The organism is Blautia sp. MSJ-36 (assembly GCF_018917985.1).
Classification (GTDB): Bacteria; Bacillota; Clostridia; order Lachnospirales; family Lachnospiraceae; genus Blautia_A.
On the sequence record NZ_JAHLPQ010000001.1, the window covers coordinates 401,943 to 428,936 of the forward strand.

At 42.0% G+C, this 26,994-nt stretch carries 31 protein-coding genes; 11 read left to right on the top strand and 20 right to left on the bottom strand.

The window, feature by feature from the left end:
- Nucleotides 1-186: 186 nt before the first annotated feature.
- Nucleotides 187-1,938, top strand: coding sequence for an alpha-amylase family glycosyl hydrolase (locus tag KQI39_RS01840; protein ID WP_216416017.1), 1,752 nt, complete (start codon nt 187-189; stop codon nt 1,936-1,938).
- Nucleotides 1,939-2,182: 244 nt separating this feature from the next.
- Here KQI39_RS01840 and KQI39_RS01845 read toward each other — a convergent pair whose 3' ends face one another.
- Nucleotides 2,183-3,565 carry a citrate/2-methylcitrate synthase gene (locus KQI39_RS01845; RefSeq protein ID WP_253293017.1) on the bottom strand — a complete coding sequence of 461 codons (1,383 nt, stop codon included), beginning with the start codon at nt 3,563-3,565 and terminating at the stop codon, nt 2,183-2,185.
- A gap of 300 nt (nt 3,566-3,865) precedes the next feature.
- On the opposite strand from KQI39_RS01845, the gene KQI39_RS01850 reads away from it, so the two are divergent.
- The 9 genes from KQI39_RS01850 to KQI39_RS01890 all read left to right on the top strand — a co-directional run bounded on the left by KQI39_RS01850 (nt 3,866) and on the right by KQI39_RS01890 (nt 11,295).
- Complete coding sequence (locus KQI39_RS01850) at nt 3,866-5,194, top strand: uracil-xanthine permease family protein (RefSeq protein ID WP_216416019.1); 1,329 nt, start codon at nt 3,866-3,868, stop codon at nt 5,192-5,194.
- A 10-nt stretch (nt 5,195-5,204) separates the two neighbouring features.
- Nucleotides 5,205-5,876: a response regulator transcription factor gene (locus KQI39_RS01855; RefSeq protein WP_148446930.1), complete on the top strand. Its 672-nt coding sequence runs from the start codon at nt 5,205-5,207 to the stop codon at nt 5,874-5,876.
- A complete protein-coding gene (locus KQI39_RS01860; RefSeq protein ID WP_195566259.1) occupies nt 5,873-6,883 on the top strand; it encodes a HAMP domain-containing sensor histidine kinase in 1,011 nt (336 codons plus the stop codon). The genes KQI39_RS01855 and KQI39_RS01860 overlap by 4 nt, the downstream gene beginning before the upstream one ends.
- Before the next feature lie 209 nt (nt 6,884-7,092).
- Entirely contained in the window at nt 7,093-7,734 is a 642-nt protein-coding gene (locus KQI39_RS01865; RefSeq protein ID WP_216416021.1) for a GNAT family N-acetyltransferase, read from the top strand.
- 22 nt (nt 7,735-7,756) lie between these two features.
- A complete protein-coding gene (locus KQI39_RS01870) occupies nt 7,757-8,629 on the top strand; it encodes a DegV family protein (protein ID WP_216416023.1) in 873 nt (290 codons plus the stop codon).
- Between the two features lie 108 nt (nt 8,630-8,737).
- Complete coding sequence (locus tag KQI39_RS01875; RefSeq protein ID WP_216416025.1) at nt 8,738-9,085, top strand: molecular chaperone Hsp90; 348 nt, start codon at nt 8,738-8,740, stop codon at nt 9,083-9,085.
- Between the two features lie 4 nt (nt 9,086-9,089).
- Nucleotides 9,090-9,662: a class IV adenylate cyclase gene (gene cyaB, locus KQI39_RS01880; protein WP_195566266.1), complete on the top strand. Its 573-nt coding sequence runs from the start codon at nt 9,090-9,092 to the stop codon at nt 9,660-9,662.
- 390 nt (nt 9,663-10,052) lie between these two features.
- Nucleotides 10,053-10,883: a rhamnulose-1-phosphate aldolase gene (gene rhaD, locus KQI39_RS01885; RefSeq protein WP_195566268.1), complete on the top strand. Its 831-nt coding sequence runs from the start codon at nt 10,053-10,055 to the stop codon at nt 10,881-10,883.
- A 154-nt stretch (nt 10,884-11,037) separates the two neighbouring features.
- On the top strand, nt 11,038-11,295 hold the full coding sequence (locus tag KQI39_RS01890) for a hypothetical protein (RefSeq protein WP_195566270.1): 258 nt from the start codon (nt 11,038-11,040) through the stop codon (nt 11,293-11,295).
- A 193-nt stretch (nt 11,296-11,488) separates the two neighbouring features.
- On the opposite strand, the gene KQI39_RS01895 is transcribed toward KQI39_RS01890, so the two are convergent.
- From KQI39_RS01895 to KQI39_RS01945, 11 genes are all read right to left on the bottom strand, one after another.
- Entirely contained in the window at nt 11,489-12,550 is a 1,062-nt protein-coding gene (locus KQI39_RS01895; RefSeq protein ID WP_195566272.1) for a tyrosine-type recombinase/integrase, read from the bottom strand.
- A 231-nt stretch (nt 12,551-12,781) separates the two neighbouring features.
- Nucleotides 12,782-13,231 (bottom strand): D-aminoacyl-tRNA deacylase, encoded by a 450-nt coding sequence (gene dtd / locus KQI39_RS01900; RefSeq protein ID WP_118063858.1) that lies wholly within the window; start codon nt 13,229-13,231, stop codon nt 12,782-12,784.
- On the bottom strand, nt 13,228-14,655 hold the full coding sequence (locus tag KQI39_RS01905) for an AI-2E family transporter (protein WP_216416027.1): 1,428 nt from the start codon (nt 14,653-14,655) through the stop codon (nt 13,228-13,230). The genes dtd and KQI39_RS01905 overlap by 4 nt, the downstream gene beginning before the upstream one ends.
- 169 nt (nt 14,656-14,824) lie before the next feature.
- On the bottom strand, nt 14,825-15,466 hold the full coding sequence (locus KQI39_RS01910) for a cytidylate kinase-like family protein (RefSeq protein ID WP_021978034.1): 642 nt from the start codon (nt 15,464-15,466) through the stop codon (nt 14,825-14,827).
- Between the two features lie 102 nt (nt 15,467-15,568).
- Complete coding sequence (locus tag KQI39_RS01915) at nt 15,569-16,483, bottom strand: RluA family pseudouridine synthase (RefSeq protein WP_021978035.1); 915 nt, start codon at nt 16,481-16,483, stop codon at nt 15,569-15,571.
- A 47-nt stretch (nt 16,484-16,530) separates the two neighbouring features.
- Nucleotides 16,531-17,067, bottom strand: a complete 537-nt coding sequence (lspA, locus tag KQI39_RS01920) for a signal peptidase II (protein ID WP_216416029.1) — start codon at nt 17,065-17,067, stop codon at nt 16,531-16,533.
- Nucleotides 17,064-18,155 (bottom strand): 3-dehydroquinate synthase, encoded by a 1,092-nt coding sequence (gene aroB, locus KQI39_RS01925; RefSeq protein ID WP_216416032.1) that lies wholly within the window; start codon nt 18,153-18,155, stop codon nt 17,064-17,066. Before aroB ends, lspA begins: the two co-directional genes overlap by 4 nt.
- A 19-nt stretch (nt 18,156-18,174) precedes the next feature.
- Nucleotides 18,175-18,927, bottom strand: a complete 753-nt coding sequence (locus KQI39_RS01930; RefSeq protein WP_173761618.1) for a YlmH/Sll1252 family protein — start codon at nt 18,925-18,927, stop codon at nt 18,175-18,177.
- A gap of 4 nt (nt 18,928-18,931) precedes the next feature.
- A complete protein-coding gene (locus KQI39_RS01935) occupies nt 18,932-19,585 on the bottom strand; it encodes a cell division protein SepF (protein WP_173761617.1) in 654 nt (217 codons plus the stop codon).
- A gap of 24 nt (nt 19,586-19,609) precedes the next feature.
- Nucleotides 19,610-20,302 (bottom strand): YggS family pyridoxal phosphate-dependent enzyme, encoded by a 693-nt coding sequence (locus tag KQI39_RS01940; protein ID WP_216416033.1) that lies wholly within the window; start codon nt 20,300-20,302, stop codon nt 19,610-19,612.
- 18 nt (nt 20,303-20,320) lie between these two features.
- Nucleotides 20,321-21,766, bottom strand: coding sequence for an HlyD family efflux transporter periplasmic adaptor subunit (locus KQI39_RS01945; RefSeq protein ID WP_253293018.1), 1,446 nt, complete (start codon nt 21,764-21,766; stop codon nt 20,321-20,323).
- Nucleotides 21,767-21,981: 215 nt separating this feature from the next.
- On the opposite strand from KQI39_RS01945, the gene lexA reads away from it, so the two are divergent.
- On the top strand, nt 21,982-22,602 hold the full coding sequence (lexA, locus tag KQI39_RS01950; protein ID WP_021978042.1) for a transcriptional repressor LexA: 621 nt from the start codon (nt 21,982-21,984) through the stop codon (nt 22,600-22,602).
- A gap of 79 nt (nt 22,603-22,681) precedes the next feature.
- Here lexA and rsfS read toward each other — a convergent pair whose 3' ends face one another.
- From rsfS to rplU, 8 genes are all read right to left on the bottom strand, one after another.
- Nucleotides 22,682-23,050 (bottom strand): ribosome silencing factor, encoded by a 369-nt coding sequence (gene rsfS, locus KQI39_RS01955; protein ID WP_021978043.1) that lies wholly within the window; start codon nt 23,048-23,050, stop codon nt 22,682-22,684.
- Between the two features lie 6 nt (nt 23,051-23,056).
- Entirely contained in the window at nt 23,057-23,671 is a 615-nt protein-coding gene (gene yqeK / locus KQI39_RS01960) for a bis(5'-nucleosyl)-tetraphosphatase (symmetrical) YqeK (protein WP_216416035.1), read from the bottom strand.
- Complete coding sequence (nadD, locus tag KQI39_RS01965) at nt 23,658-24,299, bottom strand: nicotinate-nucleotide adenylyltransferase (RefSeq protein ID WP_216416037.1); 642 nt, start codon at nt 24,297-24,299, stop codon at nt 23,658-23,660. The genes yqeK and nadD overlap by 14 nt, the downstream gene beginning before the upstream one ends.
- Before the next feature lie 16 nt (nt 24,300-24,315).
- Nucleotides 24,316-24,606, bottom strand: a complete 291-nt coding sequence (gene yhbY, locus KQI39_RS01970) for a ribosome assembly RNA-binding protein YhbY (protein ID WP_021978046.1) — start codon at nt 24,604-24,606, stop codon at nt 24,316-24,318.
- Nucleotides 24,607-24,618: 12 nt separating this feature from the next.
- Nucleotides 24,619-25,911, bottom strand: a complete 1,293-nt coding sequence (gene obgE, locus KQI39_RS01975) for a GTPase ObgE (RefSeq protein WP_216416039.1) — start codon at nt 25,909-25,911, stop codon at nt 24,619-24,621.
- 64 nt (nt 25,912-25,975) lie between these two features.
- On the bottom strand, nt 25,976-26,263 hold the full coding sequence (gene rpmA / locus KQI39_RS01980) for a 50S ribosomal protein L27 (RefSeq protein WP_015525168.1): 288 nt from the start codon (nt 26,261-26,263) through the stop codon (nt 25,976-25,978).
- 5 nt (nt 26,264-26,268) lie between these two features.
- Complete coding sequence (locus KQI39_RS01985; protein ID WP_216416041.1) at nt 26,269-26,589, bottom strand: ribosomal-processing cysteine protease Prp; 321 nt, start codon at nt 26,587-26,589, stop codon at nt 26,269-26,271.
- A gap of 12 nt (nt 26,590-26,601) precedes the next feature.
- Nucleotides 26,602-26,907, bottom strand: coding sequence for a 50S ribosomal protein L21 (gene rplU / locus KQI39_RS01990; protein ID WP_015525170.1), 306 nt, complete (start codon nt 26,905-26,907; stop codon nt 26,602-26,604).
- Nucleotides 26,908-26,994: the final 87 nt, after the last annotated feature.

Below are 26,994 nucleotides of genomic sequence, written 5' to 3' on the forward strand. Positions count from 1 at the left end.
CCCTTCCGGGAGACTTATCTGATCCGCTTAAGATCCGGCAGTTGACAATCTGCCGGATTTTCTGCTGAAAAACTGACTAATTTATTCTGGATTATATGATGATAATCTGGTATTATAAAGAAGATATTTGTGTAATTTCTCTAATTATCAGGAAATTGCAAATTTTTAGAACAGAGGTGTAATATTATGAGCTGGTACAACGAAGCAATCTTCTACCATATTTATCCACTTGGACTTACAGGCGCTCCGAAAGAAAACGATTACGGAACTCCTGTACATCGACTGAACACACTGCTGCCGTGGATCGACCACATCAAGGAAATCGGATGTACTGCCTTATATATAGGTCCGCTTTTTGAAAGTGTAGGACATGGCTATGAGACAACCGATTACAAAAAACTGGACTCCCGTCTTGGAACAAACGAAGATCTCACCAATTTTGTAAAGGCCTGCCACGAAAAGGGCATCCGTGTTATCTTCGACGGTGTATTCAATCATACAGGCCGCGATTTCTTTGCTTTTAAAGATATCCAGAAAAACCGCGAGCATTCCCCATATGTAAACTGGTACTGTAATGTAAATTTCGGCGGAAATACCGAATATAATGATGGTTTTTCTTATGAAAACTGGGGCGGATACAACCTTCTGGTAAAACTGAACCAGCGCAACCCGGAAGTACAGAACTATATCTGCGATGTAATCCGTTTCTGGGTTTCCGAGTTTGATATTGACGGAATCCGCCTGGATGCCGCCGATGTTCTGGATTTTGATTTCATGCGTATTCTCCGCCACACAGCCGATGAAGTTAAAAAAGATTTCTGGCTGATGGGAGAGGTAATCCACGGAGACTACAGCCGCTGGGTAAACGGTCAGACACTTCACAGTGTAACCAACTATGCCCTTCACAAAGCCCTTTACAGCGGTCATAATGACCACAACTATTTTGAAATTGCCCACACAGTAAAATATCTCCAAAATATGGGAGATCTGGATCTTTACAATTTTGTGGACAACCATGATGTGGAGAGGATCCATACCAAATTACAGAACAAGGCACATTTTGCCCCGGTACACGTACTTCTTTATACTTTACCTGGCGTTCCAAGCATCTATTATGGATCTGAATTCGGGATCGAAGGAAAAAAAGAGAAATTTTCCGATGCAAGCTTACGTCCAGCACTTGATCTTGAAGATTACAAAGAAGCCACAACAAAGAACCCCTGTACTGCTCTGATCGCAGCTCTCGGAAAAGTACGCCAGGGAACTCCTGCATTAAGCTACGGTTCCTACGCAGAACTGGCTCTTACAAACCGTCAGTTTGCTTTTGCAAGAGATCTGGAGGGTATGCGCGTGATCGTTACCGTAAATAACGATGACAGCGACGCAGAGATGAATCTTCCAACAGGAAGCGCACCGGAATACGTAGGTGCACTTACCGGACAGAAAGTTTCCGCACAGGGTGGACGTATCCGCGTTCGTGTTGCAGCAAACAGCGGTGAGATCTGGCTTCCTGCAGGAGATATGCCGGAATACAAGCCAGTACAGGTTGAAGTTCCGGAAACGGCTGCAGCAAAAGAAGAAAATACTGCATCTGAGACAGAAGAGAAGCCGGCGGACGAAAACGGCACTGTAGCAGAAACTGCTCAGGAAGCAGAGGCTTCAACAGCCGCAAATACAGATAAAGATTCTGACGATATAGCAAACCCATCAGATGTTTCGTCCACTCCGGAAACAGAACCTTCCAGCTCACAGGAAACAGCCGAAACTGTTACCCCGAATCCAAACAAAACACCGGAAGAGATGACCGTAGGCGAACTTCAGGCTGCCATCCTTGCAAAAATGGCAGGAAACGGCCCTGTAGATGACCAGATGAAAAAGACGGTATACGATAACATCTGGCATGATTCCCTGGTGAACTGGCTGAAGAGCTTTCGATAGGAAATAAATAATAAACGAACATTCCATAAAAAAAACAAGGCAATCCGGTCTTACGCGGAAAGCCTTGTTTTTTTGTAGAAATTTATAAAAATAATTTATAAAAACGATCCAAGCATTTACTTTACATAAAATATATTATGTAAAGTTATGATCCTGTTTTTCTGTAAATCAAGAGAACAAAAAACAGCAGAGCTTTCCACCTTAAATAAGACAGAAATCTCCACTGCTTTTATCATTTTTTTATTTATCTCTCATCAAACGGTACAAAATCTGTATGATGTCCCACATATTTGTAAGCAGGACGGATGATTTTGTTGGCACTGATCAGCTCTTCCAGACGATGTGCGCTCCAGCCTGGCATACGTGCAATGGCAAAGATCGGAGTGAAGAGTTCTTCCGGGATACCAAGCATGGTATAAACAAATCCGCTGTAGAAGTCCACGTTTGCACAGACATTCTTGAACAGCTTTCTGTGTTCCATGATCAGGTTGCCGGCAATGCTCTCAACTTTATCGTAGAGCTTGAATTCCTCTGTCATGCCTTTCTCCTCTGCGAGAGCCTGTGCAAAACGCTTCAGGATCACTTCTCGCGGATCGGAGAGTGTATAGACTGCATGTCCCATACCATAGATCAGACCTGCATGGTCAAATGCTTCTTTATTCAGGATCTTCTGCAGATATGCGGTGATCTCTTCTTCACTTTCCCAGTCTTTTACATTGGCTTTCAGATCTGTGAACATGTTCTGGACTTTCAGGTTTGCACCACCATGGCGCGGTCCTTTCAGTGATCCAATGGAAGCAGAAGTGGAAGAGTAGCTGTCTGTTCCGGAAGAAGTTACTACATGTGTGGTAAAGGTAGAGTTGTTACCACCACCATGCTCTGCATGAAGGACAAGTGCGATATCAAGAACCTTGGCCTCAAGCTCTGTATACTTGCCATCCGGACGAAGCATCAGAAGGATATTCTCGGCAAGGGAAAGTCCCTTCTGCGGATTACGGATAAAGAGAGTCTCGTCTTTACGGAAATGACGATATGCATGATAGGAGTAAACCGCAATTTCAGGAAGCTTGGCGATCAGTTCCAGAGACTGGCGGAGTACATTTTCTACGGAAATATCTTCCGGATTATCGTCATATGTATAGAGAGCAAGAACGCAACGCTCCATAGCGTTCATAATATTGGCATTGGTTCCCTTCATGACAACGTCACGGACAAAACGTCCTCCCAGATCTTCCATATCGGAAAGAAGTTCCAGAAATCTGGAAAGTTCTTCCTTACTTGGAAGTTTGCCAAAGATCAGAAGATAAATTGTCTCCTCAAAGCCAAAACGTCTGTCCTTCAGGTCATTAACAATGTCCTGTACATTAATTCCCTGATAGTACAACTCACCATCCGCCGGAATACGTCTGCCATTGACCAGCTTGTAGCCGGTAACATCAGAAATCTCGGTAAGGCCTGTGAGAACACCTTTACCTGCGGAATCACGAAGACCTCTTTTTACATCGTATTCCACATAGAGATTGGGATCGATGTGATGATTCTTCATCAGCTCCTGCTCAAAGAATTTCATTCTGCCTTTCAGCTGTTCGGAGTCTTCCAGACTCATCATTTCATGCTTTTTTTCCATAATCTTTTCCTCATTTCCCCATTGTATATTAAAAAACACTGATACAGTTAAGATTGGTTACATCTTCGTAATCAGTGTTCGGGTATGGCATACATTTGTGTTCACCTGGTTAATAATTCTACAGTAAAAGTTCCGAAAATGCAAGAGGGTATTTCTTTTTTTCGTGCATAAATATTCATAAGTCGATATATTTCATCTATTATTACATTTATTCATCAAAATCCGTCTGGTTTCCGCAACAAACCTGTGTTATGATTGTTCCGTAACTTTTTCTTATAATAGAAGGGAGAATTTAAAAGAATGCAAAGCAGCATCAACAACATTTACAAGCTGGACGGAACCGTCCCCATTGCCAAGGCGATCCCGTTTGGGCTTCAGCACATCCTTGCCATGTTTGTCTCAAACCTGACACCGATCACACTGATTGCAGCCTCAGCCCAGCCTGCTCTTACCCAGGCACAGATCGCAATTCTGCTCCAGAATGCCATGTTTGTGGCCGGAATCGCTACACTGATCCAGCTTTACCCCATATGGAAGATCGGTTCCAGACTTCCGGTTGTAATGGGAGTCAGTTTTACCTTTGTCACTGTTTTAAGTACCGTTGCGGCCAATTACGGTTATCCTGCCGTGATCGGTGCGGTTATGATCGGCGGTATCATGGAAGGAACCCTTGGCCTTCTTGCAAAATACTGGCGGAAGATCATCACACCGGTAGTGGCCGCTTCTGTAGTAACTTCTATCGGCTTTTCACTGTTTACCGTAGGAGCCAGATCTTTTGGCGGCGGATATAATGAAGATTTCGGCTCTGCACAAAACCTGCTTCTTGGTACTATTACACTTGCTGTGTGTCTGCTCTGGAATGTTCTCAGCAAAGGATATCTGAAACAGTTATCTGTACTTGCCGGTCTGGTAGTCGGATACATCATTGCCATTTTTATGGGAAAAGTCGACCTTGGTTCCATCTTATCCGGAGGACTTATTTCCCTTCCTCATCTGTTTCCTGTAAAACCGGAATTTCATGCGGGAGCCATTGTTTCCACCTGCATTATCTTCCTGGTATCCGCGGCAGAGACCATCGGCGATACTTCTGCACTTGTTTCTTCCGGACTGGATCGTGAGATCACCGGAAAAGAAATTTCAGGTTCTCTTGCCTGTGATGGTTATGCCTCCACGATCTCTTCCCTGTTCGGCTGTCCTCCTGTAACATCTTTCTCACAGAACGTAGGACTGGTTGCCATGACAAAGGTTGTAAACCGGTTTACCATTATGACAGGAGCTGTATGCATGATCCTGGCTGGCCTGCTGCCGCCTATCGGAAACTTTTTCGCTTCACTTCCGGATTCTGTTGTGGGAGGATGTACCATTATGATGTTCGGTTCCATTCTGACTTCCGGTGTGCAGATGATCGCTTCCTGCGGTTTTTCCCAGAGGAATATTACCATTGTTTCTCTTTCCCTTGCTGTAGGAATTGGATTTACTGCAGCCAGTGAGAGCGGAATCTGGGATATCTTCCCGTCTATCATACAGTCTGTTTTTGCGGAAAATGTAGTTGCTGTTGTGTTTATCATATCCATTGTTTTAAGCTGTATCCTGCCTGAAAACATGGATATCGAAAAAATCAAGGAATAGGGATGTAAAAATGTTTAAAATTCTCATTGCGGAAGATGACCGGGAACTCCGCCAGCTTTTCCAACATGTCCTGCTGAAAAATGGTTATACGGTAAAAGGAGTTGCCGACGGGCAGGAAGCATTGGATGCCCTGGAAAAAGATTATTATGATCTGATCATCTCGGATATTATGATGCCAAACATGGATGGCTATGAACTGGTCCGTTCACTCAGAGATGCCGGGGATTCTATTCCTGTACTTATGGTCACTGCCAAAGATGCTTTTGATGATATGCGTATGGGATTTTTGTCCGGCACCGATGATTATATGGTAAAACCGGTTAACATCAACGAACTGGTTTTGCGGGTAGGTGCCCTTCTTCGCAGAGCGCAGATGATCAATGAGCGGAAACAACGGATCGGCGATACCATTCTGGAGTGCGACTCCCTGACAGTATCCACCTCCTCGGAAAGTATGGTCCTTCCTCAGAAAGAGTTCATGCTTTTGTATAAGATGGTATCCTTTCCGGGAAAAATCTTCACCAGACAGCAGCTTATGGATGATATCTGGGGATATGATTCCGCAAGCGATGCCCATACGGTAGATGTCCACATCGGAAGACTTCGGGAACGCTTCCGGGATAATCCGGATTTTAAGATCGTAACGATCCGCGGAGTTGGATATAAGGTGGTAAAAGCATGAAAAAGAAGCCTTTCGAAAATTTAAGCATCCGTATACGTTTTATCCTTATGATCATGCTGGAACTTATCTGTGTATCTCTGATATCCTGGCTTGTTATGGATGTTCTGCATATTTCAGATGTTCCGTACATTGTATGGATCATCCTGGCCAGTGTAATCGCAGGGGGCGTTCTCAACAACTTCCTCAGTATCCGGTACTTCTGCCCTGTATTAAAGCTGGAAAAAGCCATGCAGCAAGTCGCAGAGGGCGACTTTTCCGTCCGGCTGAAAACCGGAAAACAGCTGAAAGAAATCCAGGATATTTATTCCAATTTTAACCTGATGGTCCAGGAACTGGAAGCAACGGAGATCCTGCAGACAGATTTCGTTTCCAATGTTTCCCATGAATTTAAAACGCCCATCAGTGCCATTGAGGGTTATGCAACTCTTCTGCAGGATAGCGACATGCCCATATCAAAAGAGCAGGAGCAGTACATCGACAAAATCCTTTTTAATACCAGAAGGCTTTCCCACCTGGCAGGAAATATCCTGCTTCTGTCCAAAATTGAACACCAGGCAATCCAGACCCGACAGAACTGGTACCGCCTGGATGAACAGATCCGGCAGTCCATTGTTATGATGGAACCGAAATGGTCCGAAAAAGAGATTGAATTTGATGTGGACATGATGGATGTAGAGTATCTGGGAAACGAAAATCTCATCTGCCATGTATGGGATAACCTGCTTTCCAATGCCATCAAGTTCAGTCCCTGTGGTGGCACAATCTATATCCGGATGATGCCGGAAGGGGAAAAGATTCGTTTTTCCATAGAAAACGAAGGACCCCAGATCAGTGAAGACTCCATGAAACATATTTTTGACAAATTTTACCAGGGCGACAGTTCCCATAAACAGGAAGGAAACGGTCTTGGACTTGCCCTTGTAAAACAGATCCTGAATCTGTGCAAGGGAACAATCTCCGTGGAAAATGTTCCAGGAAGTGGCTGCCGTTTTACGGTTGTACTGTAAAATTGTAAAATAAATGCTTTACTATATCTCGAGAATAAAAAACAACGGACATCTTATTTTTCTCATAATGAGGTGTTTCCGTTGTTTTTTGTTTTACACAAACTTTTTCATAAACTTCAACAATTGTTGAGAAACAGTTGATATTTAGTTGTAGATCATCTTTTAAAGTATAGGATAAGTATTTATGAAAACTACAGGAGATATGAAATATGTTATTAAAAAAAGAACCTGCCTACAGGAAGGCAGAAAAAGAAGATTTTCCACTGATCCGGGAATTTATCCGGAGAAATTATAAAGACCGCTGGGAATTCGAGGAAGCACATACTGAAAAACGCCTGACCAGGCTCTTGTTTTATACCTATATGATTTCCAGAGACAAGGTTACCGTGGCAACCTACCGGGATCAGGTAGTTGGAGTACTCATAACCGGCAAAGGCTCTCACGGCCATTTTGCCCCGTTTTTCCGTCTGAAAAAAGGCTATCATTTTCTGCGCCTGAAACTTACCAGGGAAGGCCGGAAGAACCTGGAGCATTTTAACAAACTTCAGGATATGAAAAAACAATTGAACGTTTCCCAAGAGAATCCTGCTCACGAAAATATCCTCTTTCTTTATGTAAGCAAAGATTACCGCAGAAACGGGATCGGCACCGGACTTCTGAAACAGATTTCAACAGAGAAGAAATCGGATTGTTCCATATATATGGACCAGCTGGATCACAGAGCTTTTATGGAAAGTCATGGTTTCGTAAAGAAAAACGAGGTTTCTCAGATGCGGGAGCTGAACAAAAAACGCTTTCGGGAAAGCGTAGCTCTTTATCAAAAGGAACCACATTGCGAAGCACATTCATGAGTTACACAGGAGAACATAGGATATGAAAAAAATAGGAATCATGGCAGACAGCCACAGTGGCATTTTAAAACAGGAAGCAGAGGAACTGGATATCCATGTTCTTCCCATGCCTTTTTATCTGAACGGAGAACTTTTTCAGGAAGACTTAAATTTTTCCAGAAAAGAATTTTATGAAAAACTGCGTGAAGGAGCAGAGGTTTCAACTTCACAGCCTTCCCCGCAGGAAGTTATGGAAATGTGGGACAAAATGCTTTTATCTTATGAACAGATTCTCTACATTCCCTTAAGCAGTAGTTTAAGTGGTTCCTGTATGACCGCTGCCGCCTTGTCCAAGGAACCAAAATACGAGGACAAAGTGTTCGTTGTAGATAACGGTCGTGTTTCCACACCTCTTCATCGTTCCATTCTGGATGCGAGAGACCTGATGGAAGATGGATATACGGCACCACAAATCAAGGATATTCTGGAAGCTTCCCGTGAAAAAACCGTGATCTACGTTGGCTTGAGCACACTGGAATATCTGAAAAAAGGCGGTCGCATCAATGCCACCACAGCACTGGCGGCAAATCTTCTCAATATCAAACCGGTTATGAAGTTTGGAACCGGTAAACTGGATATCTTCCAGAAATGCAGAGGCATGAAAAAATCAAGGAAAGCCATGATCGATGCCATGCACAACGAACTGGAAACAACTTTCCAAAAAGAATATGACGCCGGAAAAGTGTATCTTATGGCTGCATCCAGCAGCACTCCGGAAGTTACCGCAGACTGGATCTCACAGATCCGAGAAAGCTTTCCGGGAATGGATGTGATGTGTGATGATCTTTCCCTTGGACTTTCCTGCCATATCGGTCCGGACGGACTGGGGATCGGATGTTCCTGTATGCCTTTATAAAAAACAGCTCAATATTTTCTGCAAATAGCCCAAAGTTGTGGTATGATATTGTTATCAATACATAACTGACAGATATTATCTGTTATTGATCAGAAGGGAGAAATTACCATGGCAAAAACAATCAAAGAATTAACACAGGATCTTCTTCAGGCACCCTCTGCATACAAAGAAGTAAAAGAAGCGGCACAGAATTATCTGGATGCTGCAGGAACTGAGAAAGAAGCAGAAGCGGCAACTGCTTATGTAAAAGAGCTGGAAGCAGATATCATGCCCATCGACGGACTGATCTCTTTTGCAGGTTCTGACATGGGCGCACAGGTATTTGGCGCAGATGGCGCAAAAAAGATCCTGGCTCACGCTGAGGAGATCAAAGCTTCCGGTGCAAAATACTGCGACTGCCCGGCATGTGCAGCCTGCGAAGCACTTCTGAACAAAAAAGCAGAAATTCTGAAGTAATCACATGGCCCAGTTTGAAATTGAAATCAAGCTTCCGCTAAAGAATCTTAAAGAAACACTGGAGATTCTGACAGATCAGGGATTTCATGAGACAGCAGAAATCAGGGAAGAAGATACCTATTTTAACAGTGTCTATCATGATGTAAAAAAACGGGATGAAGCACTGCGGATCCGAACAAGCACAGATTGCAGATCCGGTGTTTCCAAGACCCAGATTAATTTTAAAGGACCAAAACTAGATAAAATCTCCATGTCCCGAATGGAACTGGAAACCGAAGTATCCGATGCCGAAGTGCTTAAAAGCATTCTCGTTCATCTGGATTTTTTCACGGTAGCGTCTGTCATGAAAACGCGGAAATACCTGAACCGCGGCAGATTTACCGCCTGTCTGGATCAGGTAGAAGGGCTTGGAGCCTTTCTGGAGCTTGAGGTGATCGCAGAGCAGGAAAGTGAACGGAAAAAAATTTTATCAAAAATGGAGGATCTGCTTGCCATATTGGGATATCACATGTCAGATACTGTGCAGACTTCCTATCTCAGTATGCTTCAGAAAAAATCGAATAAAAATCTTCTTTAAACCAGCAGGAATATTTTCGTATGAGTATCTAAGCTACAGAATACGGAAATGTTCCTGTTCTTTCTTTTCTTATAATTCTTCGGCGCTCCAAGTTTTTCTAACATACTATAAATCCCACCTCATAAAGCAACACCAAACCACATCCAAATCACATGTCATTACGATGGATTAATTGTATTTTTTGTTGTTTTTCGTTTATTTTTATGTGGTTTGTTGAATGCTTACAAGATTTTTTGTATTTTATATGTGGATTTGTTGATATTTTTTCAAAAAAGTACTTTACAAATCCACATCATCGGTCATATAATAAAGTCACAAACAACAAGAAACAATATTAAAGCAATCGCAAAATCAACAACAAACCACACATAAATACGGAGGAAATATATTATGAAAATTCTTGAATCTAAATTCGTACAGGGCTTTATCAAAATGGCAGATGATGGATATCAGCAGGGATGGCATGAGAGAAACGGTGGAAACTTAAGTTATCGTCTGAAAGCAGAAGAAGTGGAGATGATCCGTCCACGACTGAACGCACCTGGAGAATGGACCCCTATCGGTGTTGAAGTTCCGGGACTGGCAGGAGAGTTTTTCCTGGTAACAGGAAGCGGCAAATATTTCCGTAATATCATCGTTGACCCGGAAGTATGTCTTGCGATCATCGAGCTTGACGAGACAGGAACCAACTACCGTATCCGCTGGGGCCTTGTGGAAGGCGGCCGTCCGACCAGTGAGCTTCCAACTCATCTGATGAACCATGAAGTAAAGAAAAAACTTACCAACGGAAAACATCGTGTTATCTATCATGCACATACTACCAATACCATTGCACTTACCTTTGTTCTTCCTCTGGATGATAAGGTATTCACCCGTGAACTCTGGGAATCTGCAACAGAGTGTCCGGTAGTATTCCCGGATGGTGTGGGTGTCATCGGATGGATGGTTCCAGGCGGAAGAGATATCGCCATCAAAACCGCGGAACTGATGAAAAAATACGATGTTGTTATCTGGGCACATCATGGAATGTTCTGTTCAGGTGAGGATTTTGACCTGACTTTCGGACTTCTTCATACCGTTGAAAAATCCGCCGAGATCCTGGTTAAGATTTTATCCATGGCTCCGCAGAAACTGCAGACCATCACACCGAATGACTTCCGTGCTCTTGCAAAAGATTTCAAAGTAACTCTGCCAGAAGAATTCCTTTACGAGAAAAAATAAAACTCTTCGTACGGTGCATTCTATAACCTGTATCTCTATCTGAAACTTTATCGGAAACAACCAAATATTTGCTGATTTTTGCTGATAAATCTGGTATGATAAAAACATATCTGGTTTATCAGCTAATTAATTTCAGAAAGGATATGGATAAAGTATGGAAGAATTATATAAAGCGATCGAAGAGAAGATCAAGGCAAGCGGATATCCACGAAAGATTTCCGGAGAGGATGTCTACGATGACATTTGCGATCAGATCGATGGGAAAGAGAACGGAAGTTATGTATTGCTTTCCAAGTTTGATGATGATGTGATCTTTGAATATCATATTACTATTATGGACAGCGAGTTTAATCTTGGTGTTCTCACCATGCGTACTCCGGAAGGTGTATTTGAGACAGATTTTGATAAATAAGTTAAGCATATCTCCAACCACTGTTTAATGTTTTTTGGGAACCCTACAGGGGATTCGGGATTTTCCTGATGTGATTAAATATATAGAGGCAGTTGATTTACATAATTTATATTATGTGAACTAACTGCCTCTATATTTATATTATATACAGTGTATGCCAAACGAATCCGTTACTCCGCAATCTAATTATACATCAGTCTTCACGAAGGCGTACCGCCTTGGCCGCCTGACGCCGTCTGGCATCATCCAGAGCCGCATAATGCTTCTTTGTCGTATTGACATCCTTATGACCCAGAACATCTGCCACAAGGTAAATATCACCGGTTTCCTGGTACAGGGCAGTACCATAAGTGCTGCGGAGCTTATGCGGTGTGATTTTCTTTGTTGTTGTAATCTCTCTGGCATATTTTTTAACCAGATTTTCAATTGCCTGGACACCGATCCGGCGGCGCTGGGTAGAATAGAAGAGAGCGTGTTCATGACCTGCCAGTGGAGTAATATTTTCCCGGACTTCCAGATATTTTTTGAGCGCTTTTTCTACCTCCGGTCCAAAATATACAACCATTTCATTTCCACCTTTTCGAGTGACTTTGATCCCGTTATTTTTGAAATCCACATCTTCAACATCCAGTCCGACACATTCGGATACACGGATTCCAGTACCAAGAAGGAGAGTTACGATCGCAAGATCTCTGTCCTTTGTTTTTTCATAATACATCCGTTTCTGGCCAGTCAGAGTATCCCCGCAGTGCTCGATATAATCAAGGAGCAGGGCAACTTCATCGGTATCCAGACGGATAATGCTTTTGTCGTGGATCTTCGGTACATCGATCAGAACAGATGGGTTGGTGGTGATCATTTCATGTCTGTAGTAATATGCATAAAAACTACGCAATGCAGAAATTTTACGCTTGACGCCACGTTCGCCGTTTGTTTCGGTTTTGGAAGAGTCCGCAGATTTATAAACTTTTAAATATTCTTCATATTCCTCAAGATCAACAGCTTTGATCTGGTCCAGAACATCAACTGTGAAATCCGACATGGTTTTATCTTTAAACATTGGATTTTGCTCCAGTAAAAACTGAAAAAATATACGAATGTCATATGCATAGGAAATTCTGGTCTTGGTTGTCGTTGTTGCGTCAATGGCTCGAAAATAATCCCTGCAAAATGGCGGAAGTGTTTTTAAAACTTCACGGAGTTTTAAAGTATTGTCAATATCATTTTGTTCATGGTAAGTAATTTTATTATCCATAAAAACTCCTTTATATGATTTTATACATAATTTGCAGAAAACACCTGAAATACCGGTTTAAAAGGTTAAAAGAAGTGGTTTTGCACTCATCTATATCTATACGACAAACCCGAGTTTTTCAAATAGATGGGTAGTATAAACAGCTACTTCCTGCAAAATTGCCTGTTTTTGATAAATTTTCAAGTAAATAAAGTGCCTCCTTATGGAAGCACTTTTTATTATTATTTGTCGTTACCCTCTGAGGTTTTCATCAAAAATAACGGTAAACGGTCCGTCATTTTCCAGAGATACTTTCATATCTGCACCAAAAATTCCGTGTTCCACAACCGGAACCTGTTTACTGGCTTCTGAAATAATATATTCATATAATTTATTTGCTTCATCTGGCGCACCGGCTTCTATGAAACTTGGACGATTTCCCTTACGGCAGTTTGCATATAAAGTAAACTGTGAAACCAAAAGCAATTCCCCGTTTACATCTGCCAGGGATAAATTGGTCTTTCCATTTTCATCCTCAAAAATACGAAGTCCCAGAAGTTTTTTCAAATACCAGTCTGCATCTTCCCTGGTATCCCCACGGCCAACGCCGATCAAAACAAGAAATCCTTTTCCAATTTTTCCAACTGTTTCTCCATCTACTTTAACTTCTGCATGATTTACACGCTGAATTACAAATTTCATCGTTTATTCTTCCTCCGTCTGTTTTTCTGTTTCAGTCGAAAACCTATATATTTTGCCTGGACAAACTTGGCCAAAAATGCAAACATTCGTTTGATTTCGTTCCATGCTCCGGTCCACACTCTGTGTTTTTCTGCTTTTATTGCAACTGCCTGCATTTTTGCTTTTGTTGCAGATTCTTTTACCGGCATGGGCAACGCTTTTCCGGAAACGGGATCTACACAATCAATATCTTTATAAAACTCAGCATCTGCAGACATCTCTTTTTCATCAAGGCTACGTCCGATCAGCTTCCATACAGCCGCATTCAGAACCGCAAAAACCGGAACGCCGACAATCATTCCCGGAACTCCGAATAAACCACCGCCAACCATAATTGCAACAATGACCATGAAACTGGACAATCCGGTAGATTCCCCCAAAATCTTAGGTCCAAGAATATTTCCATCAAACTGTTGAAGAACCAGAATAAAGATCAGGAAATACAGACTCTGAATCGGATCTACCAGCAAAATAAGAAGAATACACGGAATCGCTCCAAGATATGGTCCAAAAAACGGGATAACGTTTGTCACGCCAACGATCACACTGACCAGAATCGCATATGGCGTTCCAATGATGGATGTTCCCACATAACACAATACACCGATAATTGCAGAATCCAGGATCTTGCCACTGATAAATCCGCCAAAAGTCTTATGCGTAAAACGCATGGAATGAACAAGAAAAGTCGCCCATTTGGCCGGAAGAACCGCATAGGTAGCCATTTTGGCCTTTGCAACAAATCCCTCTTTATCTGCCAGGATATAAAGTGATACAATCGCTCCAATAAGGAAATTCTTCAAAAAAACAAGAAGATCCAGAAAACTCGCAGATATGTTTTTCATCATGAACTGCATCTGAGGAAGGATCGTATTTGTCAGATATTCCTGCAATCTGCTGGAATACTGGTTGATCTGGCTGATCATATCCGGATTCAGCTTCCAGCCCTTTTCCACAACGGAATTCAGCCAGCTTTCCACAACATTTACGTAATGAGGAAAACTGTAGATAATATTCATGATGCTTCGGATCAACTGCGGAAGGATCATCATGACAAGGGCATAAATGATCAGGAACATAAAAAATACAGAAAGAATTACACAGATCCAGCGTACTACTTTTCTGCCCTTTTTCTGAAGGGTTTTGTGTCTTTTTTCAAAAATAGGAAAAATAATCTTCCGCTCCAGAAAATTAACAATGGGGGTTAACAGATATGCTATGGCGGCTCCATAAATAATCGGCGCCATAATGCTGAAAAATGTTTTAATTCCGGTAACCAGGGATTTCATGTGGAAAATCCCGTAATAAAATAAAATACTGGCAGCAATGACCAGAAATGCAGTCACACCTAACTGCACGTAGCGATGATTCCAACGAATTTTCATAGTAATTTCCTCCACCATGTGATTATAACATAGCATCTCCGGTTTGTGTCTAAAAAAAGCATAAACATTCTCTCTCAAAACTCATAAGGATAAATTCTGTCTGTATTTTTTCGCTGATACCGAAAACACCCTGCCATAAAATGGCAGGGTGCCTATAAAAATCTGACGTTTATTTTTTCAGGCTGTCATAAATGTGAATGGCTTCAATAATGGCCTTCGCAGTTCCATCAATACCAAGCTTGCTGCTGTCCAGACAAAGATTATAGCTGTCGGCAGATCCCCATTTCTTATTGGTGTAATAATTATAGTAACTGGAACGGCTCTTGTCTGTTTTGTTGATCATGTCTTTGGCTTCTTTGGCGTTCTTATTGTATTTCTGGGAAATACGGTTGATACGCCAGTCAAGATTTGCATGGACAAATACGCTGAAACAATCCGGATTATCTGCAAGTGCATAATCTGCACATCTGCCTACCATTACACAGGGGCCTTCTGAAGCAAGCTTCTTGATCGCCTCAAACTGTGCAAGGAAAATCTTATGGTTCATAGGCATATCTGTAAACCCTGCGGATGAATATCCAAAAGAATACGTATCCATTACAAGAGAATAAAGAAAACTGTTTGTAGGTTTCTCATCATGATGCTCAAACAGTTCCTTACAGATTCCACTATCATTGGCTGCGTGCTCCAGCAGCTCTTTATCATAGCATTTAATTCCAAAATACTTAGCAACTTCCTGGCCGATCTGTCTTCCGGCACTACCATATTTACGACCAATTGTAATAATAGAACTTGTTGTATTGTTACTCATAACAGCCACATCCTTTCTGCTTCGATTCAGCAAATTCATAAATATGAACTTCGCTTCCTCTTTAATACAGCTATTATACACTATATTTCACAAGTTTTCCAGTTATTTTCGCAATTTTGACAGCAATTTAACAAAATATTCCGGAAGTGGAGCTGTAAATTCCATATATTCACAGGTACGTGGATGAACAAACCCAAGAATCATTGCATGAAGAGCCTGTCCCTCCAGATGATAGGGATTTTTTGAAGACCCATATACCGTATCTCCCAGAAGTGGATGTCCGATGCTGGCCATATGCACGCGGATCTGATGGGTACGCCCTGTTTCTAGCCGGCATTCCACATAGGTTGCCTGTCCAAAACGTTCCAGTACTTTGTAATGTGTTACCGCATCTTTCCCATTTTTGTAATTGATGGCCATTTTTTTACGATCTGTTGGATGACGTCCGATAGGACCTTCTATGGTTCCCTCGTCCTCTTTCAGATTTCCCTGTACAACTGCACGATAACGTCTCCGGATACTGTGGCATTTCAGCTGTTCTGCCAGATCCCGGTGGGCCGTATCGTTCTTGCACACCAGAAGCGCACCGGTAGTATCTTTATCAATTCTGTGGACAATTCCAGGTCTCATCACCCCGTTGATCCCGGAAAGGCTGTCACCACAATGGGCCATAACCGCATTTACCAGTGTTCCCTGATAATGCCCGGCAGCAGGATGTACCACCATTCCTTTGGGCTTATTAACGATCAGCACATCTTCATCCTCATAAAGAATATCCAGCGGAATATCCTCCGGAACAATATCCGGTTCACTGGAATCCGGAATCTCCAGATGAATTCTGTCGTTTTCCCTGACCTTATAATTGGATTTGGCAGCCTTATCCCCAACTGTAATCTGTCCATCTTTCAGAAGTTTCTGAATGAACGACCTGGAAAGACCGCTGTCTTTTTCTGCAAGATAGCGGTCGATTCGTATACCTGATTCTTCTTTTTCTACTGTATAATCGTATATTTCCATTTTATATCTCCTGCAAAATCAGATGAATCCATCATCCTCTGACCAAATCACCGTTTAATATTCAGAAATGAAAAATCATCATCTCTGTATTTGGTACACACAAACAGAATCAGAAAAATCCCACTTGCAACCACATAAATATCTGCCAGATTAAACACCGGAAAATCAATCAGGGAGAAATAGATAAAATCAATCACATATCCTCTGAAAAAACGATCAATAAAATTCCCCAGAGCACCGGCAGCAAGTACTGTGGCAATTGTAAGCAGCGGCAGATAAAAACGCTCTTTTGGAATACGGATCCATGCATAGAGAATCACTCCCAGAAACAGCACACTTACAATTGCAAAGAAAAGTACACTTCCCTGAAACATTCCAAAAGCAATTCCCCTGTTTTCCGGATAAAGATAATGAAGTTCAAGTACACCGGGAATCAGCGAAATCGACAGTTGCCCTTTCAGATACAGATATGACAGCCATTTCGCCACCTGATCTGTGGCTACAAGTAAGATCATCAGGAAAATATCCCCTGCCAGACATTTGCCAGGAGACATTTTCTGATGATGGTTAACACGGCTGATCATAAAGTTATCTCCTGAATACAGGATAACAGTTCTTCATCGGTAACTGTTTTGTCAATAAAACTTTTTCCGATGCCGTCCATCAGGATAAACTTAATATGACCCTGTTCCATTTTTTTATCTTTCTTTGTTGCCAAAAGAACTTCTTCCGGAATAAGGCCATCTACATGTACAGGAAGATCATAGTCCGCACATCCCTGACGAATTTCCTGATATTCTTCTTCTGTCAAAAGTCCTCGTTTCATGGAAAGATACGCCGCAGCTACCAGTCCGGCTCCCACACACTGCCCATGAAGCAAGATGAAATTCTTGAGTTTTTCTACCGCATGACCTACGGTGTGTCCCAGGTTGAGAAGTGCACGCTCTCCCTGCTCCTTTGGATCACGCTCCACAACACCAGCTTTGATCTCACAGCATTTGCGTACCATTCTGGCAATCCGTTTCATGTCCAGCTTTTTAATCTCTTTCTGCTCACGGCATACAAAACGGAAAAATTCTTCATCACAGATCAGTCCTGTTTTCAGGATCTCACCCATTCCACACGCAAACTGTTCTGCCGGCAGAGAAGAAAGAGTACTCATATTCATATAAACAAGACGTGGCTGATGAAAAGCTCCAACCATATTTTTATACTGCTGGAAATCTACTCCTGTTTTTCCACCAACGCTGCTGTCTACCTGAGCAAGTAACGTCGTTGGAACCTGAATAAAATCAATTCCCCGAAGATAAGTAGCCGCTCCAAATCCGGTAAGATCACCTACAACACCGCCACCCAGAGCAACAAGAAGACTTTTTCGATCAAGTCCGTTACTAATCAGTGCCTGATACAAGCTGGAAACGGTATCCAGATTTTTATTTTTTTCTCCGGCCTTAAAAGTAAACACGGAAATATCAGAGCTTACTTCACTTAAAGCTTTTTTTACAGGTGCTTCATACAATGGACCTACATTAGAATCTGTTACAATACAGATTTTTCTGTCCGCAAGTCCTTCTTCTCTCATAACCTGAGCCAGATTGGAAAAATCCTCTTCAAAACAGATTGGATATCTAAAATCCCCCTCACGCTTTACAAGTAATTTTGATTCAGCCATCGCGTTTTCCTCCTTGCTGTCAGATATAAAGCAGAATACGTACACCGAGACGTCCTTTTTTCGTCCGGCGGGATACTCCATCAAAAATAAAACGTCCTTTTTTTCGAACGGATATAATATCGCCTTCTTTAGGCTCATAGCCATTGGATGTAATCAGTTTTCCATTTACAAATACAAGACCTTCTTCAATACAATGTACAATACTGCTTCTTGACGTCCCAAAAGCCAGTGCGATCAATGAATCCAGACGTACAGAAGCACAGGTACCTGTAATTGGTGTCATTTTCGGCTGTGGAAATTCACCGGGGTCTTCTATCCTGGAAGCCACAACGGTGGTATGTCTTACACGGCACAGATTCTCCAGAAAAAAATCTGTCATTCTATGCAGGCAGAAGAAACTTGCCGTATGATCTTCTATGAGAATATCCCCCACAACACTTCTATCAACACCAAGATTTAATATGGCTCCAAGATAATCCCGATGTGTCAAATCTTCCGAAAATTTTACTGCCTTGGGTTCCAGACGGATACAGTCAATAGGATATTCCCCTGTAAAAGTAAGAGCATCAGAATGAAAGGCTACCATCTGACGCTCTGCATTTTCATATCCTCCAAAACTTTCCGCTGTTACGCCCAGCTTATGAAAATTCTGGCTGTTTAAAATATTTCGTTCATTTAAATTAAGAAAATCCGTAAATGTGGTAATATCTCGCTGATATGCCATATTCGCCAGTTCACGGATTCTCTTGATAAAAAGTTCTTCTTTATCCATGAAATCAGTACCCTACTCTTACAGATGGTACAGATCCTCCAAGGATATTCTGAAGATCACCGGTAATATCTACATTATATGGTCCAAGTACAAAAATGTAGCTGGATACCTGCTGAAGACTTCCTCCCAGGGAATAACATGCTCCTGAAGTAAAATCAATGATCCTCTGAGCAAGTTCCACATCAATTCCCTCAAGATTCAGAATTACAGTAGAATTGTCAACAAGTGTATCCGCAATCTCTCTGGCTTCTTCCATAGTAGTCGGTTTAATTACACAGACTTCCATATTTACAGTCTGTGCGGAACGCTTACTTGTACGCATTGGTGTGATTTTCGAAGACGGAGCTGGTCTGGAAACACGTTCCTGTCTTGCAGGTGCTTTTGTTGCAGCAGTCTTGGCTGTTACCTTTGGAGAAGCCACTTTAATTGGTTCTTCTTCCGGCTCATCATCCAGAAAATCCTCTTCTTCCTCTGTTTTCTTTTTGGAAAATTTCTCAAAAAACTTTTTCTTCGGTTTTTCTTCCATATCATCGTCATCATCAAGGAAGTCGTCGTCGTAATCATCTTCTTCCTCAAGGATGCTGTCATCTAATAATTCGTCATCGTCATAATCGTCGTTCAGTTTGATGGCATCTAAAAATTTATCTAAAACGCCCATTTTAAATCTCCAATCTTATTAGTCTTATATTGCGTAATTTCTTGCACCGAAAATACCGGTACCTACACGCACCATCGTAGCGCCCTCCTGCACGGCGACCATATAATCTCCGGTCATTCCCATACTCAGAACACTCATAGTAACATTATTAATGTTTTTAGCTGCAATGTCAACACTTAATTTCTTGAGTTCACGGAAAATTTCACGATTTTCCTCAGCATTTTCTACATAAGGAGCAATTGTCATAAGGCCTTTGACCTGTATATGGGAAAAACCTGCAATCTGTTCAATAAAGGGCAAAACTTCTTCCGGTTTTAAGCCAAATTTGCTCTCTTCCTGAGCTACATTTACTTCTATAAGAATCGGTACGACTACATCCTTTTTCTCTGCCTCTTTTTCTATGGTTTCAGCCAGTCGAAGAGAATCTACAGAATGAATCATCGCAACCTTATCCACAATATATTTTACTTTGTTACGCTGCAGATGTCCGATCATATGCCACTGAACATCCGCCGACATCTGATCATATTTATCCACAATCTCCTGTACTTTATTTTCTCCGAAAACACGTGCACCTGCGGCATAAGCCTCCTGAAGCATTTCCACTGGTTTGGTTTTGCTGACAGCAATAAGTGTCACCTCTCCCGGATCTCTATTTACCTTCTTACAGGATTCTTCAATATTTTTTTGTACCTGTACTAAATTTTCCGCTACCATAGCCGAAAGCCTCCTTTATTAATAAAGTATATCTTGTTCACTTACTTTATCTGCATTTTTTACAATACGGTCATATCTGACAAGTCCATTATATGTTTCTTTGGAAACAACCGCGTATTCTTCATTTTCATCCAGAATTTCAATTCTGCGAAATACAGCATACCCTTGGTTGATGCAGTAAACGCCCTCCAGAACTTCTGTATCTCCGATTACAAACTTTTCTCCACTGTCCGGATCAATGATTGCATCGCCCTCATTGAATTTACTTTTATCAACGTAATAAATATAACTTACTTTCTGTGTTTTTTCATCCGTAACCTCATCACGTCCGTAAATACCCGTATTTATAAACGTTGTAGTACTGTTTCCTTTTTTGTTTCTGCCTGAAAGCATGAAGCCTGACTGCTGTGTATCTTTATCCGTTGTCATATATTTTGAGGGAATTGCATAAAATTCCTTCGTTACTATAGATGATAACGGAACTTTCAGTCCGGTCACATTATTGGTAACCAGCTCTATTTCAAGGAAACGATCTGATGCATATCGGATAAGGCCTTTATTGAAATCAATCCTTCCATATTTAGATCCGTCAATCTCCATAATGGAAAAATCTCCGGTCTGAGTCAAATCATCTTTTAAAAATTTGACACGTATGGACGTGCGGTCTTTCAGATTGGCAGCCTGTTTTTCACTTAGCGGAATCAAAAGACTCCATCGTTCATCCGTGATAATTGTATAAATATCGTCTCCGGCATTTACCTGGCCATCTGTTTTCAGATCTGTCTCCTGATAAGAATTCTGATCAAAATCTGCAGCTGTAACAGTGTCAACCGTTTTTGACTCGTATCCATCCGTAGAATACAAAATAATCCCATCGGTCTGTGCACGACGGATATTCGGATCACTGGAAACGGTTGTTGTAGTTGTTGTAACTTCCTCCCCATCTTCATTCACCGTATTGGTGGTAGACACACTGGAGTTATCAGCGGCATACTGAAGAATACTTCCGTTCAGTTGATATTTAAAACTGTATGTACTGTTAAATTTACTTGCATCAAAGCCTTTGGAAAAACTCTGCATATTACTGCGGATATCTGCCAGCTCATCCTTACTCAGAGAAGAACCACTGTCTGCGGCCTTGGAACTGTTTAAACTGTATACAGCTCCATTTGCATTGATCTTGGTTCCCTCTCTTGCATAATAGGTAACATACCCACCGGCATCTGCCTGTACTACATTTTCTGTCATAATAGACAGCCCGGTGTATGTTTCATTCATGGACAAGGGACCTGACGGAACCTGATAGGACTCCATATGAGAAGCCGTAAGATAAAGAATCACACTGAAAATCATATAAATAAGAATCGCTCCAAACATTACCGTTCCTATGTTCAGACCAAAAATTTTACGAAGTTTTGCTAGTATTCCAGGTGTGCTGCTGGAGTGTGCTTTATTATCAGGCAAACGAATGCCTCCTTTACATCTTTCATTTCTTAAAATCCGTTTTATTGTAACATTTTCTTTTCCTGAATACAAGCTTTAAAAAGTCCGAACATACTTTCCGAATATCCGTTTGCTATTTTTACAAAAGTATGTTATAATATTCAAAATATAATTTCGTGACGCTGTCATATTACGTCCGGCAGCAGATAAACTTTAACCCAGGGAGGTAAATACATATGACATATGGCAGAATCAGCAAAAAGCAGCAGGAAATACTAGATTATATGAAAAATGAAATTCTCAACAGAGGTTTTCCACCTTCTGTACGTGAGATCTGTGAAGCAGTAAATCTGAAGTCCACCTCTTCTGTTCATTCTCACCTGGAAGCCCTCGAAAAAAACGGATATATTCGCAGAGACGCCACCAAACCTCGTGCAATTGAAATTATAGACGATAATTTCAATCTGGTACGCCGTGAAGTTGTCAACGTCCCGCTTGTAGGTACCGTTGCCGCAGGACAGCCGATCCTGGCTGTCGAAAACATTGATGCCTACTTTCCAATCCCGGCGGAATATATGCCAAATGAACAGAGTTTTATGCTGACAGTAAAGGGTGACAGTATGATCAACGCCGGTATTTTTGATGGCGATCAGGTACTTGTAAAACAGCAGTCCACCGCTGAAAACGGAGATATGGTAGTTGCACTGATTGATGATTCTGCCACAGTCAAAACATTTTATAAAGAAAATGGTTATTATCGTCTTCAGCCGGAAAATGACAATATGGAACCGATTATTATCACAGGAAACCTGAAAATCCTCGGCAAGGTATTTGGGGTGTTCCGTTTCTTTTCTTAAACTATGATTTTCAGTTATGCGAAAACAGCAAAATGCGGTATCTGTTTAAAGGATACCGCATTTTTAGTGTTCAGCTTATTTATTCTTCACCCTCTGCCAGGAATTCCTGGGCATCAAGAATCTTTCCGTCTCTCCAGATTCTCTCCAGATCATAAAACAGTCTGTTCTCTTCGTCAAAGATATGGATGATCATATCGCCGTAATCCATAAGAACCCAGCTGGAGTTTCTGGTTCCCTCGATCTGTTTTGCCTCGTATCCGGCACGACCAAGCATCTCATCTGCATTGTCAACCATTGCCTGTACCTGATTCTGGTTGGAAGCACTTGCGATCACAAAATAATCTGCGATCACAGAAACCTCATGGATATCAATGATCTTGATATCTTTTGCTTTTTTATCATCCAGTGCCTTGCAGGCGATCCGGACCATCTCTTTTTCGATACTCATAGAATTTTAATCCTCCTGTCTGTTGGCTGCATCCTGCATTTTTTTGTCATGGAGGTCTTTATAATAAACATAAGCATCCCTGGTCGTACTGTCGATCTCCTTGGGATTTTCCTCCAGATATTCCAGTGTATCTTTCAAAATCTCATACATACACTCATCCAGATCTTCAAAAGCGATCTTTCGCACTTTTGGAAGATTCGGGGCTTTGTCACGCATTGGTTCGATATAGTCTGAAATATATACGATCTTCTCAAGAAGACTCATTCCCGGCCTTCCTGTCGTATGATACGTGATCGCTGTCAGGATCTCTTCATCTTTAATGTCATATTTACTGCTAGCCACATAAGCCCCCAGCTTTGCATGGAGAAGAAATGGATGATCCTTTTCAAAATCTGATACCGAAATATCATGCTGGCTGCACAGTTTCAGTTTCTTTTTATTAGGAATACACTTAGCACTGTCATGAAGAAGACCAGCAGCCTGTGCATCCTCCAGATCATAACCATAAACCATGGCAAGTGCGGCACAGGTGTACATAACTCCCATCGTATGCTCAAATCTGGCTTCATCCAGATATTTGGAAAGTTTCTTTTTTATCTTGATAAAATCATATTTTCCCATCTGAATCATTTCCTTTATATATATCGTTTTTCTCAATATAGGAAATCACAGGCTGGGGAACATAGTATCGGAGACTCTGTCCGCTTTTATGCCAGGAACGGAGAAGCTCGCTGGAAACATCAATATTCATTGTATCCAGTCGGATAAAATTCCCGCTGTACTTCTGTGCCAGAAGTTCCATCTGCTGATCAAGCTCCTTTAACGGGGTATGATCTCTGGTTGCTACTACCAGCACTGCTTCCTGACAGATGCGTCCCGGTTCCCTCCAGGTATCAAAATTATAAAGGGAATCCGCACCGATAATAAAATAATATTCTGTATCTGGATTCTCTGCATTCAACTGTTCCAGCGTCCGGTAAGTATACGTATAACCTTCCTCATGCATCTCGATCAGAGACAACTCAAAATGAGAATTGTCCTCTATGGCAAGACGGACCATTTCCGCACGTTGTTCATCGGTAGCCCGACCTTTCCGGTTTCGTTTATGCGGGGGATTTCCACAGGGCATAAACAAAACCTTATCAAGTCCCAGTTGTTCATAGGCTTTTTCTCCCAGGATCAGATGACCCATATGAATGGGATCAAAAGTGCCGCCCATGATTCCTATCTTTTTTACTTTTTTGCTCATTTATGACCTCCCGAAATTACGGAAGAATGATCTTTTTCTTATCCTTTTTACCTTCTCTGTAGAGAACGATCTTTTTACCGATCACCTGTACTACCTGAGATCTTGTTCTCTCTGCAAGAACCTGTGCCATTTCGCGCGGATCTTCCAGACAGTTCTGAAGAACACTGATCTTGATCAGCTCTCTTGCTGCAAGAGCTTCCTCAACAGCAGCAGTATTTTCAGGAGTAAGACCTCCTTTGCCAAGCTGAAGGATCGGATCCATGGTCATGGCAAGGCCTTTTAAATATGCTCTCTGTTTACTTGTCATTTGTCATACCTCTTATTTATAATAATCGAAATCAAAGCCATACATACGAACCGTATCGCCTTCCTGGATACCGGCCTTTTCCAGTTCTTCCAGAATGCCGCCTTCTTTCAGGAATCTCTGGAAGAACGCAAATCCCTTCTCAGAATCCAGATTTGTATAGCCAAGCATTTTTTCAATCTTAGGACCTTCCACAAGGAAGATTTCCGGATCTTCTTCGCTGCGTTCCACAGTAAACGGAAGATTCTCATTTACCAGAACATCCTCAGGGAAGAACTCCTGTTCAAACACGACCGGTTTCATAGGACTCTTATCCAGAAGCTCTTTTACATGGAAAAGAAGCTCTCTGACACCCTGTCCAGTAACAGCTGAAATCGGATATACGGAAATGCCCTGCGGCTCAAATTCTTCTTTCAGTCGATCGATGGGGTTTTCTTCACCATCGTCAAAAATGCAGTCGATCTTGTTGGCTGCGATCACCTGCGGTCTTGCCGCAATTTCCGGATTATAAGCTTCCAGCTCTTTATTGATCTTGTGGATATCCTCTACCGGATCACGACCTTCTACGGAAGCTGCATCTACAATGTGGATAATAACTCGTGTACGCTCAATATGACGGAGGAATTCATGTCCAAGTCCCACACCTTCAGATGCACCCTCGATCAGTCCCGGGATATCCGCAATAACAAAACCACCGTTATCCGTATCTACAACGCCAAGATTCGGGCTTAATGTTGTAAAGTGATAATTGGCGATCTTCGGCTGTGCATTGGTCACACGGGAAAGGAAAGTGGATTTACCAACATTCGGGAATCCTACCAGACCAACATCCGCGATCACTTTGAGCTCAAGGAGAACTTCAAGCTCCTGAGCCGGCTGTCCTGGCTGTGCGTATTTTGGTACCTGCATGGTAGCTGTTGCGTAGTGCTGATTGCCTTTTCCGCCACGGCCGCCCTTTAACACGATCTGTCTGCGGTTTTCACCGGACATATCCGCAATGACCTTGCCGGATTCCGCATCCATGATGACCGTTCCTTCCGGAACTTTCAGGACAACATCTTTGCCATCGGCGCCATGACAGCGTTTTTTACCGCCTTCCTGGCCATCCTCAGCTTTATATTTTCTTCTGTGTCTGTAGTCTCCGAGAGTATTCTGCCCCTCGTCGATCTCAAAAATCACATCACCGCCACGGCCGCCATCGCCGCCGTCCGGGCCACCATTTGGCACATACAGCTCACGGCGGAAGCTTACATGTCCGTCGCCGCCTTTACCGGAGCGGATAATGATCCTTGCTCTATCTGCAAACATATTACACCTCTATTCCAAAAAAAGGCTCCAAACCGGATCGATTTGAAGCCTTTTACCTATTTCATTACTCTGCGTCTACAGGAACGATAGAAACCTGTTTCTTATCGCGACCTTTTCTTGTGAATCTTACGACTCCGTCTGTAAGTGCAAATAAAGTATAGTCTTTACCGCAGCCTACGTTTTCACCTGGGTGAATCTTGGTTCCGCGCTGTCTGTAAAGAATGTTTCCGGCTTTTACAAACTGTCCGTCTGCTCTTTTCGCACCTAATCTCTTAGACTCGGAATCACGACCGTTCTTTGTAGAACCAACTCCCTTTTTATGTGCGAATAACTGAAGGTTCATCTTCATCATTGTTGTTACACCTCCTTGACTTTTACTGTCAAATATCGATTGTTATAACTACCAGCAATTTCCGTCAGACCGAGAAGTAAGGAATCCATAAGGAGCATTCCCTGTTCAGAAAGATCATTTCTGAAATGAATAGAAACAAATCCATCCTTTTCCTGCACATCAAACTTATCGTCTGTGAATTTCTCAAGAGAATTCACCGTGTTAATAATCAGTGCAGACACAGCAGCACAGACAATATCTTGCCCGGCTTCCGCATAACCGGCATGTCCCTTCGAAATAAATTCTTCGTAAGATCCGTTTTTCTTTCTGACTTTAATTGTAATCATGATGACACCAGATTAACCGTTAATCTTTTCGATCTTAACTTTGGTGTACTGCTGTCTGTGTCCGTTTTTCTTGTGATATCCAGTTTTGCGTTTGTATTTGTAAACGATGACCTTGCGATTCTTACCGTTTTCAACTACAGAAGCGGTAACACTGGCATCTTTTACATCTTCGCCAACTTTTAATCCGTCATTGCTAACTGCGATTACGTTGTCAAATGTTACGGTTTCACCAGCTTCTACACCGAGCTTTTCAACTTTAATTACGTCACCCTCGGCAACCTTGTACTGTTTACCACCTGTTGCAATAATTGCGTACATCTGTGGCACCTCCTAATTATTTACTCGCCAAATTCGGTGGCTTCTGTCTTAAAACCGAAGCGCTTTAACCTCTTTGTGCGGCATACT

Excerpts from the sequence above, each read along its gene's own strand:
- KQI39_RS01840 (WP_216416017.1), top strand. The coding sequence starts at position 187 with ATGAGCTGGTACAACGAAGCAATCTTCTACCATATTTATCCACTTGGA.
- KQI39_RS01845 (WP_253293017.1), bottom strand. The coding sequence starts at position 3,565 with ATGGAAAAAAAGCATGAAATGATGAGTCTGGAAGACTCCGAACAGCTG.
- KQI39_RS01850 (WP_216416019.1), top strand. The coding sequence starts at position 3,866 with ATGCAAAGCAGCATCAACAACATTTACAAGCTGGACGGAACCGTCCCC.
- KQI39_RS01855 (WP_148446930.1), top strand. The coding sequence starts at position 5,205 with ATGTTTAAAATTCTCATTGCGGAAGATGACCGGGAACTCCGCCAGCTT.
- KQI39_RS01860 (WP_195566259.1), top strand. The coding sequence starts at position 5,873 with ATGAAAAAGAAGCCTTTCGAAAATTTAAGCATCCGTATACGTTTTATC.
- KQI39_RS01865 (WP_216416021.1), top strand. The coding sequence starts at position 7,093 with ATGTTATTAAAAAAAGAACCTGCCTACAGGAAGGCAGAAAAAGAAGAT.
- KQI39_RS01870 (WP_216416023.1), top strand. The coding sequence starts at position 7,757 with ATGAAAAAAATAGGAATCATGGCAGACAGCCACAGTGGCATTTTAAAA.
- KQI39_RS01875 (WP_216416025.1), top strand. The coding sequence starts at position 8,738 with ATGGCAAAAACAATCAAAGAATTAACACAGGATCTTCTTCAGGCACCC.
- cyaB (WP_195566266.1), top strand. The coding sequence starts at position 9,090 with ATGGCCCAGTTTGAAATTGAAATCAAGCTTCCGCTAAAGAATCTTAAA.
- rhaD (WP_195566268.1), top strand. The coding sequence starts at position 10,053 with ATGAAAATTCTTGAATCTAAATTCGTACAGGGCTTTATCAAAATGGCA.
- KQI39_RS01890 (WP_195566270.1), top strand. The coding sequence starts at position 11,038 with ATGGAAGAATTATATAAAGCGATCGAAGAGAAGATCAAGGCAAGCGGA.
- KQI39_RS01895 (WP_195566272.1), bottom strand. The coding sequence starts at position 12,550 with ATGGATAATAAAATTACTTACCATGAACAAAATGATATTGACAATACT.
- dtd (WP_118063858.1), bottom strand. The coding sequence starts at position 13,231 with ATGAAATTTGTAATTCAGCGTGTAAATCATGCAGAAGTTAAAGTAGAT.
- KQI39_RS01905 (WP_216416027.1), bottom strand. The coding sequence starts at position 14,655 with ATGAAAATTCGTTGGAATCATCGCTACGTGCAGTTAGGTGTGACTGCA.
- KQI39_RS01910 (WP_021978034.1), bottom strand. The coding sequence starts at position 15,466 with ATGAGTAACAATACAACAAGTTCTATTATTACAATTGGTCGTAAATAT.
- KQI39_RS01915 (WP_021978035.1), bottom strand. The coding sequence starts at position 16,483 with ATGGAAATATACGATTATACAGTAGAAAAAGAAGAATCAGGTATACGA.
- lspA (WP_216416029.1), bottom strand. The coding sequence starts at position 17,067 with ATGATCAGCCGTGTTAACCATCATCAGAAAATGTCTCCTGGCAAATGT.
- aroB (WP_216416032.1), bottom strand. The coding sequence starts at position 18,155 with ATGGCTGAATCAAAATTACTTGTAAAGCGTGAGGGGGATTTTAGATAT.
- KQI39_RS01930 (WP_173761618.1), bottom strand. The coding sequence starts at position 18,927 with ATGGATAAAGAAGAACTTTTTATCAAGAGAATCCGTGAACTGGCGAAT.
- KQI39_RS01935 (WP_173761617.1), bottom strand. The coding sequence starts at position 19,585 with ATGGGCGTTTTAGATAAATTTTTAGATGCCATCAAACTGAACGACGAT.
- KQI39_RS01940 (WP_216416033.1), bottom strand. The coding sequence starts at position 20,302 with ATGGTAGCGGAAAATTTAGTACAGGTACAAAAAAATATTGAAGAATCC.
- lexA (WP_021978042.1), top strand. The coding sequence starts at position 21,982 with ATGACATATGGCAGAATCAGCAAAAAGCAGCAGGAAATACTAGATTAT.
- rsfS (WP_021978043.1), bottom strand. The coding sequence starts at position 23,050 with ATGAGTATCGAAAAAGAGATGGTCCGGATCGCCTGCAAGGCACTGGAT.
- yqeK (WP_216416035.1), bottom strand. The coding sequence starts at position 23,671 with ATGGGAAAATATGATTTTATCAAGATAAAAAAGAAACTTTCCAAATAT.
- nadD (WP_216416037.1), bottom strand. The coding sequence starts at position 24,299 with ATGAGCAAAAAAGTAAAAAAGATAGGAATCATGGGCGGCACTTTTGAT.
- yhbY (WP_021978046.1), bottom strand. The coding sequence starts at position 24,606 with ATGACAAGTAAACAGAGAGCATATTTAAAAGGCCTTGCCATGACCATG.
- obgE (WP_216416039.1), bottom strand. The coding sequence starts at position 25,911 with ATGTTTGCAGATAGAGCAAGGATCATTATCCGCTCCGGTAAAGGCGGC.
- rpmA (WP_015525168.1), bottom strand. The coding sequence starts at position 26,263 with ATGATGAAGATGAACCTTCAGTTATTCGCACATAAAAAGGGAGTTGGT.
- KQI39_RS01985 (WP_216416041.1), bottom strand. The coding sequence starts at position 26,589 with ATGATTACAATTAAAGTCAGAAAGAAAAACGGATCTTACGAAGAATTT.
- rplU (WP_015525170.1), bottom strand. The coding sequence starts at position 26,907 with ATGTACGCAATTATTGCAACAGGTGGTAAACAGTACAAGGTTGCCGAG.